At 39.6% G+C, this 16,084-nt stretch carries 17 protein-coding genes and 2 rRNA genes; 10 read left to right on the top strand and 9 right to left on the bottom strand.

Going from position 1 to position 16,084, the window contains the following annotated elements:
- Nucleotides 1-5 precede the first annotated feature (5 nt).
- Nucleotides 6-857 (bottom strand): PHP domain-containing protein, encoded by an 852-nt coding sequence (locus HLV59_RS02700; protein WP_171429277.1) that lies wholly within the window; start codon nucleotides 855-857, stop codon nucleotides 6-8.
- Between the two features lie 44 nt (nucleotides 858-901).
- On the opposite strand from HLV59_RS02700, the gene HLV59_RS02695 reads away from it, so the two are divergent.
- From HLV59_RS02695 to mnmC, 4 genes are read left to right on the top strand one after another with little or no spacing between them, the layout of a single operon-like run.
- Nucleotides 902-1,516 (top strand): septation protein IspZ, encoded by a 615-nt coding sequence (locus HLV59_RS02695; protein WP_016143496.1) that lies wholly within the window; start codon nucleotides 902-904, stop codon nucleotides 1,514-1,516.
- A 34-nt stretch (nucleotides 1,517-1,550) separates the two neighbouring features.
- Nucleotides 1,551-1,853, top strand: a complete 303-nt coding sequence (locus tag HLV59_RS02690) for a YciI family protein (RefSeq protein WP_171429276.1) — start codon at nucleotides 1,551-1,553, stop codon at nucleotides 1,851-1,853.
- A 4-nt stretch (nucleotides 1,854-1,857) separates the two neighbouring features.
- Nucleotides 1,858-2,340, top strand: coding sequence for a hypothetical protein (locus HLV59_RS02685; protein WP_171429275.1), 483 nt, complete (start codon nucleotides 1,858-1,860; stop codon nucleotides 2,338-2,340).
- 23 nt (nucleotides 2,341-2,363) lie between these two features.
- Nucleotides 2,364-4,244 (top strand): FAD-dependent 5-carboxymethylaminomethyl-2-thiouridine(34) oxidoreductase MnmC, encoded by a 1,881-nt coding sequence (mnmC, locus tag HLV59_RS02680; RefSeq protein ID WP_171429274.1) that lies wholly within the window; start codon nucleotides 2,364-2,366, stop codon nucleotides 4,242-4,244.
- A 36-nt stretch (nucleotides 4,245-4,280) separates the two neighbouring features.
- On the opposite strand, the gene HLV59_RS02675 is transcribed toward mnmC, so the two are convergent.
- Nucleotides 4,281-4,595 (bottom strand): rhodanese-like domain-containing protein, encoded by a 315-nt coding sequence (locus HLV59_RS02675; protein ID WP_002116171.1) that lies wholly within the window; start codon nucleotides 4,593-4,595, stop codon nucleotides 4,281-4,283.
- Between the two features lie 91 nt (nucleotides 4,596-4,686).
- Between HLV59_RS02675 and HLV59_RS02670 the strand changes: the two genes are divergently transcribed.
- The 3 genes from HLV59_RS02670 (at nucleotide 4,687) to HLV59_RS02660 (ending at nucleotide 6,287) form a co-directional block, all read left to right on the top strand.
- Nucleotides 4,687-5,175, top strand: coding sequence for a YajQ family cyclic di-GMP-binding protein (locus tag HLV59_RS02670; RefSeq protein ID WP_016143499.1), 489 nt, complete (start codon nucleotides 4,687-4,689; stop codon nucleotides 5,173-5,175).
- A 34-nt stretch (nucleotides 5,176-5,209) separates the two neighbouring features.
- A complete protein-coding gene (locus HLV59_RS02665) occupies nucleotides 5,210-5,704 on the top strand; it encodes a DUF4442 domain-containing protein (protein WP_016143039.1) in 495 nt (164 codons plus the stop codon).
- 76 nt (nucleotides 5,705-5,780) lie between these two features.
- Nucleotides 5,781-6,287, top strand: a complete 507-nt coding sequence (locus tag HLV59_RS02660) for a nuclear transport factor 2 family protein (RefSeq protein ID WP_016143500.1) — start codon at nucleotides 5,781-5,783, stop codon at nucleotides 6,285-6,287.
- A 70-nt stretch (nucleotides 6,288-6,357) separates the two neighbouring features.
- Here HLV59_RS02660 and HLV59_RS02655 read toward each other — a convergent pair whose 3' ends face one another.
- From HLV59_RS02655 to HLV59_RS02645, 3 genes are read right to left on the bottom strand one after another with little or no spacing between them, the layout of a single operon-like run.
- Nucleotides 6,358-6,774 (bottom strand): acyl-CoA thioesterase, encoded by a 417-nt coding sequence (locus tag HLV59_RS02655; RefSeq protein WP_171429273.1) that lies wholly within the window; start codon nucleotides 6,772-6,774, stop codon nucleotides 6,358-6,360.
- A 1-nt stretch (nucleotide 6,775) separates the two neighbouring features.
- Nucleotides 6,776-7,213, bottom strand: coding sequence for a thioredoxin TrxC (gene trxC, locus HLV59_RS02650; protein ID WP_003655112.1), 438 nt, complete (start codon nucleotides 7,211-7,213; stop codon nucleotides 6,776-6,778).
- Nucleotides 7,214-8,110 carry an alpha/beta hydrolase gene (locus tag HLV59_RS02645; protein WP_032005586.1) on the bottom strand — a complete coding sequence of 299 codons (897 nt, stop codon included), beginning with the start codon at nucleotides 8,108-8,110 and terminating at the stop codon, nucleotides 7,214-7,216. It abuts the gene before it with no gap.
- 192 nt (nucleotides 8,111-8,302) lie between these two features.
- Here HLV59_RS02645 and HLV59_RS02640 point away from each other — a divergent pair, with 192 nt between their 5' ends.
- Together HLV59_RS02640 and HLV59_RS18820 are read left to right on the top strand one after the other, a co-directional pair.
- Nucleotides 8,303-8,638 (top strand): TIGR01244 family sulfur transferase, encoded by a 336-nt coding sequence (locus tag HLV59_RS02640; protein ID WP_002116083.1) that lies wholly within the window; start codon nucleotides 8,303-8,305, stop codon nucleotides 8,636-8,638.
- 152 nt (nucleotides 8,639-8,790) lie between these two features.
- Nucleotides 8,791-8,895: a lipoprotein gene (locus HLV59_RS18820; protein ID WP_373358513.1), complete on the top strand. Its 105-nt coding sequence runs from the start codon at nucleotides 8,791-8,793 to the stop codon at nucleotides 8,893-8,895.
- A 35-nt stretch (nucleotides 8,896-8,930) separates the two neighbouring features.
- On the opposite strand, the gene HLV59_RS02635 is transcribed toward HLV59_RS18820, so the two are convergent.
- A complete protein-coding gene (locus HLV59_RS02635) occupies nucleotides 8,931-10,406 on the bottom strand; it encodes an Ig-like domain-containing protein (RefSeq protein ID WP_171429272.1) in 1,476 nt (491 codons plus the stop codon).
- A 147-nt stretch (nucleotides 10,407-10,553) separates the two neighbouring features.
- Here HLV59_RS02635 and HLV59_RS02630 point away from each other — a divergent pair, with 147 nt between their 5' ends.
- Nucleotides 10,554-11,927, top strand: a complete 1,374-nt coding sequence (locus HLV59_RS02630; protein WP_171429271.1) for a dihydrolipoyl dehydrogenase — start codon at nucleotides 10,554-10,556, stop codon at nucleotides 11,925-11,927.
- Nucleotides 11,928-11,994: 67 nt separating this feature from the next.
- Here the strand turns inward: HLV59_RS02630 and HLV59_RS18815 are convergent, their stop codons facing one another.
- The 3 genes from HLV59_RS18815 to HLV59_RS02610 form a co-directional block, all read right to left on the bottom strand.
- Nucleotides 11,995-12,525, bottom strand: a complete 531-nt coding sequence (locus HLV59_RS18815; RefSeq protein ID WP_407646321.1) for an NMCC_0638 family (lipo)protein — start codon at nucleotides 12,523-12,525, stop codon at nucleotides 11,995-11,997.
- 134 nt (nucleotides 12,526-12,659) lie between these two features.
- Nucleotides 12,660-12,774, bottom strand: a 5S ribosomal RNA gene (rrf, locus tag HLV59_RS02615).
- A gap of 182 nt (nucleotides 12,775-12,956) precedes the next feature.
- A 23S ribosomal RNA gene (locus tag HLV59_RS02610) occupies nucleotides 12,957-15,847 on the bottom strand.
- Nucleotides 15,848-16,084: the final 237 nt, after the last annotated feature.

Here is a 16,084-nt window from a genome sequence, read left to right as displayed (position 1 = left end):
AAAGTTTAAAGAAAACGTTTCCAAATCCCGTGCTGCTTATCAGTGGGTTTGGGCGTATTTCCGAGTTTAATCCATGGCATATTTTCACCATGAAAATCACTGCCAATCGAAACCGCCAACTGATATTGTTCAATCATTCGATCAATCATCTGGCGTGTGGATAGAGGTTCAATAGGTGGAGGTAATTCAATTGCATCTCCACCGGATGTCGCGAACAATTCAATTAAATAGCGAACGTTGGTTGCAGATAAATCATAACGAGTTGGGTGAGCTAATACGGCAAACCCTTTACTTTGATGAATCACATCAATGGTTTCTTTTAATCCTAAGCCCTCGAACTTTACAAAGGCACGCTTTCCTTCCTTTAAGAAACGGTCAAATGCTTGTTGAGGGCGAGCCACAACATTTTTTTCGACCAATGTTTTAGCAATGTGAGTTCTTGTTACTCTGTCCGCCTGATCTTCTACTTTTGCAAGAACATCATCATAAATCTGAAAACCAATACATTTTTCCAGCAGTTCACAAATCACTTTAGCTCTTTGCGCCCTAACTCTTTTTTGTTGTTCTAATGCTTCTAAAATTGGTGCTTCATCTTGCATATTTAAAGCAACAATATGTACCCCATAACTCTTCTTAGTGCTTGGACGCGACCACTGACTTGAAATCTCTGTGCCAGAAATAATATTTAAATCATGGCCTTGCGCAGCAATTTTTGCACGCTGCAACCCATCCATTGTATCGTGGTCAGTTAAAGCCAGTGTATGCAGGTTTACATCAATAGCAGCTTGCACCAGTAATTCCGGAGACAAAGTTCCATCAGAAATATTGCTATGTGTATGTAAATCTATGCCTTGCATCTTTTATACTATGCCATTCGCCAAACCTGATCAGATACTCTAACATGAAAGCACTTCTGGACTTTGTTCCATTAATTATTTTCTTCTATTTATATAAAACAGTTGATCCAACTGACACCCAGCATCCTTTACTGAAATTGATCGGGTCTGCTGGTGGGGTCGATAATAATAATATTCTTGTAGCGACGACTGGCTTAATTATTTCAATGCTTGTGGTATATGGTGCCCTATTTGTTTTCCAAAAATTTCGTCTAGATAAACAACAGTGGTTTGTATTGTTTATGACTATCATTTTTGGTGGCATTACCCTCATGTTAAGTGACGATTTCTATATTCGTCTCAAGGCTGCGATTTTAAATTTAGTTTTCGCTGGCGCATTCTTGGTATCTCCTTGGTTTGGTAAAGACCGTAAGCCACTCATTCAACGCTTATTTGACCCTATTTTAGATTTAAGTGAAAAAGGTTGGAAAAATCTTAACTTCGCTTGGGCAGCAATGTTTGTCGTGATGTCTTGTCTGCATGTATTCTTCGCATTTTTATTTCAAGGCGGAAAATATTGGGGCGAATTTACTGCATTTGGTGACATGATTGTGATGTTTTCATTTATCATTATTCAGTTCATTATTTTACGTAAGCATTTTAAGTCACCAGACGCTTAAAATGCTTCCAGATTGATTATAGAGATACGATTACATGCCTTTTTTTGTTCTAAGCTGTACCGATAACGAAGGAACTTTAGAAAAACGCTTGGCAGTACGCCCTCAGCATATCGACCGTTTACAAAAACTCGATGATGAAGGCCGCCTAGTTACAGCGGGTGCTATGCCAAAAGATCCTAATGATCCGCAAGCAGGCTTCTATGGCAGCACCATGATTGTTGAGTTCGACAGTCGCGAAGCATTAGATGAATGGTTAAAAGAAGAGCCATTTGTTAAAGAAGGCATTTATGCACACGTTGATGTAAAACCGTTTAATAAAGCATTTCCAAAAGGGTAATCGCATGCAGCTTGCAACCAAAAGCTTTCTTGGCTTGTGTTTGATATGTTCAACTGCTGGGGCAGTTGAACCTGCTGCAGCACCAGCAACGCCTTCTCCAAATGCACCTTCAACTCAAGCCGCTAAACCAGCTCCAACCCCTACAACTGGAGTCAAAACAGCAGCGACGACAGCACCAACTGCAACAAAACCGCTTACAGCAGAACAGCTCGCAAAGAACAAGCAACAGCAAGATGCAAAAATCAAAGCGTTAGTTCAAGATCAGGCATCTCGCTTAAAACAGCTAGAACATGCCAACCTTGAAGCGCTCGCCCAGAACCAAGAGTTACAGCTAAAAAATGATAACCTCTCTGTTCAGGTTCAAGTCTTACAAAGCGAACGAAGTGCTCAAATGTTTTTATATGGCGCTGTTACCTTAGCGGGTGGCGTATTGCTAGGTTTCTTTATTGCTAGTTATATTCATACAAAACGTCGACGCCAGTGGTAATTCCAAGCGATCTATTAAACTCAATGAACGTATCAAACCGTATCCAAACAGCAGAGCTGGACTGGGAATTTGTCGATGGTATCGAGATTCCCATTTCCAAACAATTTAGTGATGTCTACTTCTCTAAAGATAATGGCCTACTTGAAACACGACATGTTTTTCTAAATGGTAATGACTTATCAGAACGATTAGCCAATTTAAAAGAATTTGAATATTTCAGTGTAGGAGAAACCGGGTTTGGTACGGGTTTAAATATTCTTGCGCTATGGCAACTTTGGCAACAAGTCCGTCCTAATAATCAAAGCCATTTACATGCAATTAGCATAGAAAAATTTCCGTTAAGTAAAGCTGATCTTATTCGCGCTTTAAATGTCTGGGATGGGCTTAAACCGCTTGCGGATCAATTAATTGAACAATACCCCCTGCCTATTGCTGGATGTCATCGCTTAACGTTCCCTAAAGAACGTTTTAGCATCGATCTATGGCTTGGAGATGCGCAAGAAATTTTCCCAAGTATGGCTAAAACTAAAGCTGTGAATGCTTGGTTTTTAGATGGCTTTGCCCCATCTTGCAACCCAGACATGTGGGAACAAAATGTTTTAAACAATATTGTCCGTCTCTCGGATTATGGCACTACATTTGCCTCTTTTAGTGTCGCTGGTATTTTAAAACGGGGATTAAAAGCACACGGTATCGATATTTCTCGTCCGCGTGGTTTTGGACATAAACGAGAAATGCTTAAAGCGGTCTGGAAACTGCCTGAAACTAATGAAGAGCAGTCACAATTAAAGCAAATAGACTCACTCGGTCTCGGTACAGAACAACAGCATATTGCGATTGTAGGGGCTGGTATAGCAGGTTTAACCACGGCATGGGCATTTGCAGCACGTGGGCATCAAGTCACCTTATATGAGCAAACAGAAGCATTATCGGGTGCCTCTGGAAATCCTTTAGCCTTACTTAATCCAAAACTATGTCCAATTGAACAAAGTCATGAACATCTCATGACCTTAAGTTGGCAACATGCTTTAAATTTTTATAAAAATTTCAAAGCATTCCGTCCACTACAAATACAGCAAATTGCATTGAAAAATGCAGATGAACTTCTCGATTTGGTAAATCAGTATCCAGCTCAAGTTGTTACCAACTCAACGAACTTACTTGATACTAATTATTCAAGCATATTACTAACTGAGGCTGGTTCCGTTTCACCACATCAACTACGTGATGAAATTTTACAACACCCTTTAATTGCTCTAAAAATTGCCCATGTCAAAGCACTGGTTCCTTTTGAAAATAAAGTTCAATTGCATGCTGATAATGAGGTTATTGCTGAGGCAGACCATGTTGTTGTGTGCTGTGCTCGAGAAAGTGCTGCTTTATTTGAAAGCTATCCGCAGTTAAAACCAATACGTGGACAAGTGAGCTGGGTTGATAATACGTTTGCTCCCCTGCCTTTAAATGAAGCTTATAGCTATGGCGGCTATTGCATGCAACTGGATGCTTCACGGATAATTTTGGGTGCGTCTTTCTACCCAAATCGTGAAGATCAAGATGTACTTATCGAAGATCATGTGCATAACTTTGAATTAATCCACAGTGTATTCCCTGAATATGCAGAAAAGTTACCATCACCTTCGAGATGGCAAGGCCGTGCATCTATACGGGCACAAAGCTTGGATTATTTTCCTCTGGTTGGAAAAATGCAGGAGAATAGCCGAATTGCTACTTTTGCTGGTCTTGGCTCTAAAGGCTTCTTATTTGCCCCGCTGTGCAGTGAAATCTTAGTTGCTCAATTACTAGGAGAAGCTTGTCCAGTGCCGGACCGCCTATTACAAAAATTGAATCCTCAACGGTTCCAAAAGAAAGTGAAACCTAAAAAGCCTTATTTTAAGCCGCAATAATTTACTTCAATAAAAAAGCACCCGAAGGTGCTTTTTTTATGCGCCCTGCTCTAAGGGCAAGCCAGCATCACGAGCTGCACGTGTCCCGCCCATCAGCACGACATATTCACGCGAGGCATCCAATCCTTCTAGTTTCTCAGCTGCACGAGGAGCTTTGCTACCACCACCACATAAAATATAAATCGGCTGACCCGCAGAGACCTGGTTCAAAATATCAGCATTCAAATCATTAATTGGGCGATTCACCGCACCTTTAACATGCCCTTCTGCATAAGCATTAGTATCACGGACATCCCAGATAACAGCATTTTCTGGGAATTCAAATGTTGTAATTTCTTGTTTACGGATCATTGTGCACTCCTTTGATGTAAACAACACTTGGCAAATGAAGAAAACCCTCTTAGCATCTCAAATATTCTTTCACTTTGTAAAGGTCTAAACTATGCCTTCTTTCGATATTGTCTCTGAATTAGAGTTATTTGAAGTTAATCATGCTGTACAAAACACACAAAAAGAGATTGCAACACGCTTTGACTTCCGTGGTCATGATGTTTCAGTTGAAATAAACGAAAAAAATAAAGAAATCAAAATCAGTACCGAAAGTGATTTCCAGTGTGAACAAGTTTATAACATGTTAGAAAATCATTTTTATAAACGTAAAATTGATGTTCAAGCACTTGATCCACAAAAAGCCGCTGCTTCAGGCAAAAATTTTGTACAAGTTATTAAACTTAAAGACGGTCTTGACTCTGATACTGCAAAAAAAATTAATAAAGCCATTAAAGAAAGTGGCGTTAAAGTGCAATCTTCTATTCAAGGCGACAAAATTCGTGTGACTGATAAAAAGCGTGACACCTTACAACAAGTCATGACTTTTTTACGTGAACAACAATTCGGTGTGCCATTACAGTTTAATAACTTTAAAGATTAATATCTTGTCGGCCATTTAAAGCTAAGGTAATCCCATGTCTCAATCCAACCGTCTATCAAAACTAGTAAAAGCAACTTCAAAATTCCCTAAAGGTATTCGGAGCACGCTTTGGAGCAAGGCGTTTGGTCGTATCGTGCCAATGGTGGGTACAGCAAATATTCGCTATCTGGAAGTAGACTCAAACCACGTTATTGTCCGTTTAGATAACCAAAAAAATATGCAGAATCATATTAAGGGAGTGCATGCTGCGGCTATGGCTCTTTTAGCAGAAACTGCAACAGGCTTTCTAACCGGTTTACATATTCCTGATAATCGCATTTTATTAATCAAATCGTTACATGTAGATTATTTAAAAGTGGTTGAAGGCGGTTTGACTGCTACAGCGACATTGTCTGCTGAACAACAAAAGTTTATTGCAGATAATGAGAAGGGTGAACTTGTGATTCCTGTTACTGTGATTGATGACGCAGGCAATGAACCAATTCAATGCCAAATGCTGTGGGCATGGTTACCTAAACGTAAGAAATAATAACTAATCTAAAGTATTTTTAGATGGTTATTTACCTCAAGATATAAAACTAATATTTTGTATCTTGAGGTTAAAAATGAAAAAAATACTAATCCTTTCCTCTTTATTTACCAGTTTAATATTTACAACAATAAGTTCTCAGGCCACCGAACCCCACATTAAAATCAGTAAAGTAACTTCGGCTAAATCAGAAACAATTGATAAAGTAAGCGCTCAAAACAAAAGAATAGTGACCGACTTTTATGAAGGTGTCTTTTTAAAACATAAAGTCAAAGAATATGCAGACCGCTATATTGGTCAACAATACATTCAGCACAATCCTAATGTTCCAGATGGCAAAGCACCTTTTGTTAATTTCTTCACTGAAAAATTCCAAAAGAATCCGCAAGCTAAAAATGAGATTAAACGTGCAATTGCTGAAGGTAATCTTGTCGTTTTACATGTCCATTCGACTGAAAATGAAAAAGATCGAGGAAGAGCGATTGTTGATATATTTCGTGTAGAAAATGGAAAAATCGTAGAGCATTGGGATGTAATACAAAATATTCCTGAGCAAAGCAAAAATACAAATACGATGTTTTAATCCTAAAAATGAGTTCTTTGTCGAAATTAAAAATTAAAGCCTGAATACTGATATTCAGGCTTTATACGTTTTATTGAATATCTAAGAACTTTTGTCTCGCTTCTTCAGGTATTTGACGCTTATTACCTTTTACATCTACTGCTACAAAGGTAAAGACTCCTTCCGTAATGCGTATTGGCTCACGAGAGTCATCATGACTATCCCAAACTTCAATTCGCATCTGAATAGAAGTATTCCCAACTTTTAAAATCTTGGTATAGCAGCTAATGACAAAGCCAACTTTTACCGGAACCAAAAAGGTCATTTGATTAATGGAAATCGTAGCACAACGGCCACGACTGAAACGTTCTGCGTGAATTGCTCCAGCCAAGTCCATTTGTGACACAATCCATCCACCAAATACATCACCACTCCAGTTTGTATCTGCTGGCATGGCAATCGTTTGTAAGGATAAAATTCCTTCTGGTTTGGTATAAGCTTCTGACACCTTAGCTCCCGAAATTCGTTTGAAGTTGTTGATCGAGCCACTGTTGCAATTCAGGCGCACGTAATGCACCGCTAATACGCGCGACCTCTGTCGTTTTATTCATTAAGACAAGTGTCGGAATACTTCTCACATGAAAAGCTTGACTCAAGCGAGGAGATTCTTCGGTATCAATCTTGGCAAAGATAACGCCTGGATTTTGTTTTGCGACCTGCGCAAAATGTGGAGCCATCATTTTACAGGGTCCGCACCATTCTGCCCATAAATCTATAAGAATAGGTAGATCACTATTCGTGATGTAGTTACTAAAATTTTGTTCATTTAGCTCAATTGGTGCAAGCGGTAGTAATGGCTGATGACATTGCCCACAGCTTGGTTGCTCTGGAAGCTTTTCTTCCGGAACTCGGTTTTTAGCACCACACGATGCACATACAATAATCATTTACATCACTCCTATATGCTGATGTAAAAATTCTAATTGGGTTATCACTGCTTTTTCAAACCATGAACCGTGATAGATATCAAAATGTTTCATATCCCATTCATGATAACTCACAAAAGGCGCAATATTTGTCGCAGCTTCACGGCTTGACTCAATAGGAATAAGTGAATCTTTTTGAGCAGCAATAAATAAAACAGGAATATTAATCTGGCGCACAACTTGGATTGGACGGTATCGCATCAGATTAAAAAAGACACGAGCAGGAACTTCCCCACTCCAATAATAGTCAGGATTCACAATCGATAAATAGCCATAATAACTATCTGCAGTAGGCATAAAGCATAGGTTATGTTGATCAACAACAGGCAACCTCTTTGGATTAAGCCCCATCTTTGATCCCATATAATCCTGACTCGATAGCTTTAATGCTTGGGGATAGCGCTGCAAAGGATAGAGCTTGGCAGTTTCAGCGCCATCTACATAAGGAATTTGCACTAAAACCGCTTGAATATTCTTTAACTCAGAAGCTAGGCTTAGCGCATATCCCCCACTTAAAGAAGTTCCCCAAAGCACAATCCTTCGGTTATCTACGAGTTTACAAGTCGAAGCATACTGAATCACCGTCTTCCAATCTTCTAATTGTGAATTGATGGAGACCATTTCTCTAGGCTTGCCAGTACTGCCGCCCCAATATCTGTAATCAAACAAAATAACAGCGTAACCTGCTTGTGCAAATCGCTGGGCATATTGAATGAGTTTAAATTGACGCAATCCGGCAAAACCATGCGCCATGATAATTACCGCAGATTTATTATTTGTTTTTGGAATATAAAAGTCAGCTGCGATCATTTCCTGATCACATGGAACATATAAAGGCTCAACCGTATAAGCGTGCATATGTGCTCCGTGGCATTATGGTCGAAGTAATGAATTTACAAAAAACATCCTGATCGCCTTTTAAAAATCTAGAGCTGTTCTATGACATAAGTTTTATCTATGTAGGAACAACGTTTTAGTGTCTTGTATCTCAGGTTAAGCTTAATGCTATGATACAGCATAAGAGGTTTTGTTAAATTTTGGAGTGACGAAATGTCAGATAATGTTGGTTTCGCAGGTCAAATTGGTCCAGAACACGTTGGCCAAGTTGTAGAAAAAGGATTTAAATCTATTATTAATAACCGACCAGATATGGAAGGCGGCCCAGAACAACCTACAAGCGCCCAGATTGAAGAAGCTGCACGTCAGGTAGGCTTAGACTATGTTTATCAACCTGTTGTAGCTGGACAGATTACTGAGCTAGATGTACGTACTTTTGCTAATCATTATAATGAATTGCCAAAACCTGTACTCATGTTCTGCCGTACAGGAAACCGTTCAAATAATCTATATCAATTAGCAAAACAAATGGACTTATTAGACGATTAATTTTAAGAAATTAACTCTCTTGAAAACCCTATTTCTTCTTTAAAGTAGGGTTTTTGATAAATTGTTTTGCATATCTCTGCACGAACTCAACAGAACTAAAAATAATATTAATTTAGAGTATTTATATCTTTTGATTCATTTATTAATTCTCTATGAATAAATTTATATTCGTTCTTTTAAGCTGTTTAATCGTTACAGCATGCTCTTCAATGCAAGTACGTCCCACAGTAGGTGTAAGTATGGGTACACACCTTTAAAAAAAGAAGCAGCTTAAATGCTGCTTCTTTTTATATTAATTACCATTTGCACAATTTGGATCTATGCCATATGGGCTTAATATATTCGGGGCAATACGATCACTCACAGTGACATCCTTTTTCAAGTAATCTAAAGTAAGAGATGTAGACCCTTTAATTAAACTTCCCGAAACTGTAGATTTAGCCGTTAGCTGAACAGTTAACCAAGACGCATAAATTTTAGGATATTGAATCTTAAGGTCAAAGCGTCCGTTCCCGTCTGTTGTATATTTATTATTGGTTGCAGCAGTACCAGCATTATTAATATACGATACAACTTGTACTGTAGAATTTTCTTTAAGCGGCTTTAATTGGTTAATAACATCACCATTAATATTTACAGCTTGAACCGGTGAAGTACATGCGACTCTGATAGCAGGAAGATACTCATCTGGTTTACCATCTGCAGGATTAGAAGTGTCAAAAAAATCAAATATACCTTTATAGTAGGCAAGAGCATTAACTCCCATAACTACATCTTGATTTGGTATCGGTTTACCATCCACATCAGTTACTTGTACTGAGATATTTTTATAGTAATAGACTCCATCCGTTGTATCTTCCATAGTTGTCGGATTATATGCTACAGCAATTGCACCTACTGCGACTGGTACATCAGAATTAACGACATCGAGTTTATAAGTATAAATTTTTGTTGATTGACCAAAGTTAGCTTCTAAAACAAGATCATCTGTTACAAATTGAGCAACACTATATGATGAGGATCTTTGATTTTCATTAAAAGATAAAGTATAGGTGATCTGACCATTTGCATCAGTTTGTGTAGCATTTGGTGTAAATCTAACGCCGTTTGAGACTGAATTTTTAACTTTAAGTGTGATCGCTTGATTTGCTAAAGTTGCACCATTTGCATCTACAGCTGTTAATGTAACAGTTGTCTGGTCTCCCCTAACATTTAAAGAAGTTTTTGTAGCATCAAACAATACAATACTAGTGGTATCAGCCTCAACGGTACTATTGCTACCTGTTACTGTTACAGTCTGTTCTTGAGTAAGCGCACCATTATTTGTAGATACAATTAATTTAAAACCATTTTTCACCAACTCATTTATTGAACTTGATGTTTTTGGAGTTTTTATAATGTATACAGCATTACCTGCTGCATCTGTAGTTTGAGTTGATACCCCTTCTATAGATACATTATTTGTTGGATCAACTAACGCCAAAGTAATATTAGCACCAGCAACACCACCTTTATTTTTGTCTAAAGCTCTAACCGTAACTGTTAAAGTATCATTCGTCGCTGCAACTGATAATTTATCTAATTCGATCTTTAAAGCTGTAGCAGTGGCCTGCTGTGATCCACTGTTATTGTTTTCAGATGAATTACTATTGGATGAGCCATTTTGATAATAACCATCACCACCGCCCCCACCACAACTTGCTAACATAATTGATACAGCAATAGCTGACAACTTCAAGGTAAGTTGTTTTTTATACATACTTTTCATTTCCCCAATCTTTCCTAAAGGTATAAGATTTTTTAATTATTTATTTTATTAGTGTAATCATATTCACCACACTCTGTAAACATAAATTACATTATGTTTTATTATGTAACTCATTAAATGAAAAATTTATAGATATCAGGATTCATAATGTTCGATATTATTATTATTGGTGCAGGTACTGCTGGTATTAGCGCATATAAAGAAGCCGTTAAACATACTAATAAGATTTTAATTATAAATGATGGGCCATGGGATACCACTTGTGCTCGTGTAGGCTGTATGCCAAGTAAAGTTCTCATCTCTACAGCAAACAGAATGTTTGACATTCAAAATGCTCAAGAGGTTGCTTTGGATGTATCTGCAAAAATTAATACTGAACAAGTGATGGAGCATGTACAAACTTTACGTGATCGTTTTACACAAGCAACATTAAAAGATGTAGAACAATGGCCTGCAGAGCATAAAATTTCTGGTAAAGCACATTTTATTGATGCACAAACTGTAGAAGTTAATGGGCAACAGTATCGATCAAAAAGTTTTATTCTGGCGGTGGGTTCAACTCCTAATTATGATAAAACTTGGAAAAAAGAACTTGGAAACCGACTTATAACCACAGATCAAATATTTGAGTTGAAAACACTGCCTAAATCTATTGGTATCATTGGTAGTGGTGTGATTGCACTTGAAATCGCCCAAGCTATGCATCGTTTAGGGGTAGCAACTACAATCTTTGCTCGCAGTAAACGAATTGGAATATTAACTAGTTCTAGACTTCAACAACTTGCACAAAAAGAGCTCGGAAAAGAACTAACTATTCTATTCGAGACTTTACCAAGTGAAGTTAAATGCAGTGATGAAAGCGTTTTATTAAATTACAAACTTGAGAAAAAAGAGAAAACTCTTCAAGTTGAATATGTTTTATCTGCAACAGGCCGTACAAGTTTACTCGATACTTTAAAACTAGAAAATATTGATAATTCATTCAATGATATTAAGTTATTACCTATAAATGCTAAAACCAAACAGTTAAGTACATATCCAATTTTTATTGTCGGAGATGCTTACACCTCAACACCAATACAACACGAAGCAGCCCATGAAGGTAAAAAAGTTGTTTATAACTGTATGAATTATCCACAAGTTAATTCAATTAAAACACTTCCCCCACTAGGAATTGTATTTAGTGATCCTGAAATGGCGATCGTAGGAAAAAGTTATAAGCAACTAAAAGATGAAGGTATAGATTTTATTACAGGCGAAGCCTCTTATGAACGTCAAGGAAGAGCAATAGTTCTTGGAAAAAATAAAGGAGCGATTGAAGTTTATATAGAAAGAGAAAGCCAAAAGCTTCTAGGTGCTGAACTATTTACAGAAGCAACTGAACACATGGCTCATTTATTAAGCTGGATAATCGGGGAAGAGTTAACGTTAAACGATATTCTAGAGAAGCCTTTTTATCACCCGACTTTAGAAGAAGGCCTTCGAACTGCTCTAAAACATGCGCGTAGACAGCTGAAATAACCAATTTTAGAAGAGCCCTTTTAATTAAAGTTGGCTCTTCTATACATCACATTCCTTTTTTCTCTAATTAATTCATTTGATGAGAAATAATAACAACTAGTGGAGCATTCTTTTCAGATGAACTAGTATAAATCCATGTCTCTAAAACCTTTCCATCTTTAGAAATAATATAATTTGTTGTGGTTAAATTTTTATCTTTAGATATTTCCTTTTTATAAGTTAGACCAGTAGATTCAGGAGGCAACCAACTTTCCAAATTGTTTTGAATTTCAGTTGAATTTCCTTTATTTATAAATACTGAACATACTCCATTATCGAGTTGAGTAATAACAAATTTTCCTTCAGAAGAACTTATCATCCAAGCATGACCATTATAATTTTTTAGAAAATGTACAGCATATTCATCAGGCATTTGGATAAATCCCATATTTTTTGCTTGTTTATTTATTAATTCTGGATTTCCTCTCGAACTCACACAAATATTTAAAAAGGCTTTTGTACTATATAAACTTTTCTCAGTTTCATTAGCATATATAGAACTACAACTAAGTACTATAACCAATATGGAGGAAAATATTTTAAATCTTACAAATTTCATGATTAAAACTCTTATTATCATTTTAAATAATGTGTTTTATATCACAATTCATTCTAAAGTTAGTCAGATATTTAGATTTTTTTAGGCAATAAAAAAACACCCCCACTCAAAGAGTGGGGGTGTTTGTAATAATGAGCTGGCGATGACTTACTCTCACATGGGTAACCCCACACTACCATCAGCGCTAAGAGGTTTCACTTCTGAGTTCGGGAAGGGATCAGGTGGTTCACTCTTGCTATGGTCGCCAGCACAACTGGTATGGATACTTGCTTCGTTTTATTCACTGTGTGATACGTTGCGTTTTCCAAATCTTGACAGACGGGCTGATTGAATCTGAATTTGTTCATTTTAGCTAGTAGTATAACTAAATCAAGTTGCTTTGCATGTTTATGAATCGATTGATGCTTCATATACAACTGCTTGGGTGTTGTATAGTCAAGCCTCACGAGCAATTAGTATTGGTCAGCTTCACATATCACTATGCTTCCACATCCAACCTATCAACGTCCTAGTCTCGAACGGCTCTTTAGAGGAATAAATTCCTAGGGAAATCTTATCTTGAGGTAGGCTTCCCGCTTAGATGCTTTCAGCGGTTATCCCTTCCGAACATAGCTACCCGGCGATGCGACTGGCGTCACAACCGGTACACCAGAGGTTCGTCCACTCTGGTCCTCTCGTACTAGGAGCAGATCCTCTCAAATTTCCAGCGCCCACGGTAGATAGGGACCGAACTGTCTCACGACGTTCTAAACCCAGCTCGCGTACCTCTTTAAATGGCGAACAGCCATACCCTTGGGACCTGCTTCAGCCCCAGGATGAGATGAGCCGACATCGAGGTGCCAAACACCGCCGTCGATATGAACTCTTGGGCGGTATCAGCCTGTTATCCCCAGAGTACCTTTTATCCGTTGAGCGATGGCCCTTCCATACAGAACCACCGGATCACTAAGACCTACTTTCGTACCTGCTCGACTTGTGGGTCTCGCAGTTAAGCGCGCTTTTGCCTTTATACTCTACGCGTGATTTCCGACCACGCTGAGCGCACCTTCGTACTCCTCCGTTACTCTTTAGGAGGAGACCGCCCCAGTCAAACTACCCACCAGACACGGTCCTCGTCCCGGATAACGGGACAGAGTTAGAACCTCAACATTACCAGGGTGGTATTTCAAGGACGGCTCCATTGGAACTAGCGTTCCAACTTCAAAGCCTCCCACCTATCCTACACAAGTAAGGTCAAAGTTCAGTGTCAAGCTGCAGTAAAGGTTCACGGGGTCTTTCCGTCTAGCCGCGGGTACACTGCATCTTCACAGCGATTTCGATTTCACTGAGCCTCTGCTGGAGACAGCGCCGCCATCATTATGCCATTCGTGCAGGTCGGAACTTACCCGACAAGGAATTTCGCTACCTTAGGACCGTTATAGTTACGGCCGCCGTTTACTGGGGCTTCGATCAAGAGCTTCGCTTACGCTAACCCCATCAATTAACCTTCCAGCACCGGGCAGGCATCACACCCTATACGTCCACTTTCGTGTTTGCAGAGTGCTATGTTTTTAATAAACAGTTGCAGCGGCCTGGTTTCTGCGGCTGTCGTCAGCTCAGGAAGCAAGTTCCATCACCAACAACAGCGTACCTTCTCCCGAAGTTACGGTACCATTTTGCCTAGTTCCTTCAGCAGAGTTCTCTCAAGCGCCTTGGTCTACTCGACCTGACCACCTGTGTCGGTTTCGGGTACGATTCCTGTGTAACTGAAGCTTAGAGACTTTTCCTGGAAGCATGGTATCAGCCACTTCACTGTACAAGTACAGCTTGCTATCGGATCTCAGTATAGAGTACCCCGGATTTGCCTAAGATACATACCTACATCCTTCCACCTGGACAACCAACGCCAGGCTGACTTAACCTTCTCCGTCCTCTCATCGCATTACACAGAAGTATTGGAATATTAACCAATTTCCCATCGACTACGCCTTTCGGCCTCGCCTTAGGGGTCGACTCACCCAGCCCCGATTAACGTTGGACTGGAACCCTTGGTCTTTCGGCGAACGGGTTTTTCACCCGTTTTGTCGTTACTCACGTCAGCATTCGCACTTCTGATACCTCCAGCATACTTCTCAATACACCTTCATCGGCTTACAGAACGCTCCCCTACCACTTGACTAATGTCAAATCCGCAGCTTCGGCACATAGTTTTAGCCCCGTTACATCTTCCGCGCAGGCCGACTCGACTAGTGAGCTATTACGCTTTCTTTAAAGGGTGGCTGCTTCTAAGCCAACCTCCTAGCTGTCTATGCCTTCCCACATCGTTTCCCACTTAACTATGATTTTGGGGCCTTAGCTGGCGGTCTGGATTGTTTTCCTCTTGACTACGGACGTTAGCACCCGCAGTCTGTCTCCCGGATAGTACTCATAGGTATTCGGAGTTTGCATCGGTTTGGTAAGTCGGGATGACCCCCTAGCCGAAACAGTGCTCTACCCCCTATGGTATTCGTCCGAGGCGCTACCTAAATAGCTTTCGGGGAGAACCAGCTATCACCAGGCTTGATTAGCCTTTCACCCCTATCCACAAGTCATCCCCTGGCTTTTCAACGACAGTGGGTTCGGTCCTCCAGTTAGTGTTACCCAACCTTCAACCTGCTCATGGATAGATCGCCTGGTTTCGGGTCTATACCCAGCAACTAAACGCCCTATTAAGACTCGATTTCTCTACGGCTCCCCTATACGGTTAACCTCGCTACTGAATATAAGTCGCTGACCCATTATACAAAAGGTACGCAGTCACCGAACAAGTCGGCTCCCACTGCTTGTATGCATGCGGTTTCAGGATCTATTTCACTCCCCTCACAGGGGTTCTTTTCGCCTTTCCCTCACGGTACTGGTTCACTATCGGTCAGTCAGGAGTATTTAGCCTTGGAGGATGGTCCCCCCATATTCAGACAAGGTTTCACGTGCCTCGCCCTACTCGTCATCATTATGTGTGCCCTTTCGTGTACGGGAATATCACCCTCTACGTTCGCACTTCCCAGAGCGTTCCACTAAAACACACATAACTTAATGGGCTGATCCCCGTTCGCTCGCCGCTACTGAGGGAATCTCAATTGATTTCTTTTCCTAAGGGTACTGAGATGTTTCACTTCCCCTCGTTCGCCTTGCAACACTATGTATTCATGTTGCAATACCTACCTTAAAGTAGGTGGGTTCCCCCATTCAGAAATCTCCGGATCAAAGGATATTTGCCGCCTCCCCGGAGCTTTTCGCAGGCTATCACGTCTTTCATCGCCTCTGACTGCCAAGGCATCCACCACATGCACTTAATTACTTGACTATACAACCCCAAACAGTCGTCAACACCTACAAGTGAGTGTTGTCCGTGCGATTCTTCATCGCTACTATCTGTTGTCTGTGTACTTAAACACTGTACAGCTTCAATCTAAATTCATATACCAAAACGCTTGATTCAGTTAATTTGCTAGTTCTCAATTCATTCAGATTAATTGCTTAATCTAAACTCTTGAGTGAACAATTTATTTCAGACTCAATTTTGCCAATCTGTTAATGAATA

This window comes from Acinetobacter lactucae, from assembly GCF_013122135.1.
GTDB classification, from domain to species: Bacteria; Pseudomonadota; Gammaproteobacteria; order Pseudomonadales; family Moraxellaceae; genus Acinetobacter; species Acinetobacter lactucae.
The sequence above is the reverse complement of the archived record's forward strand: the minus strand, read 5'-3'. Positions and strand labels throughout refer to the sequence as shown.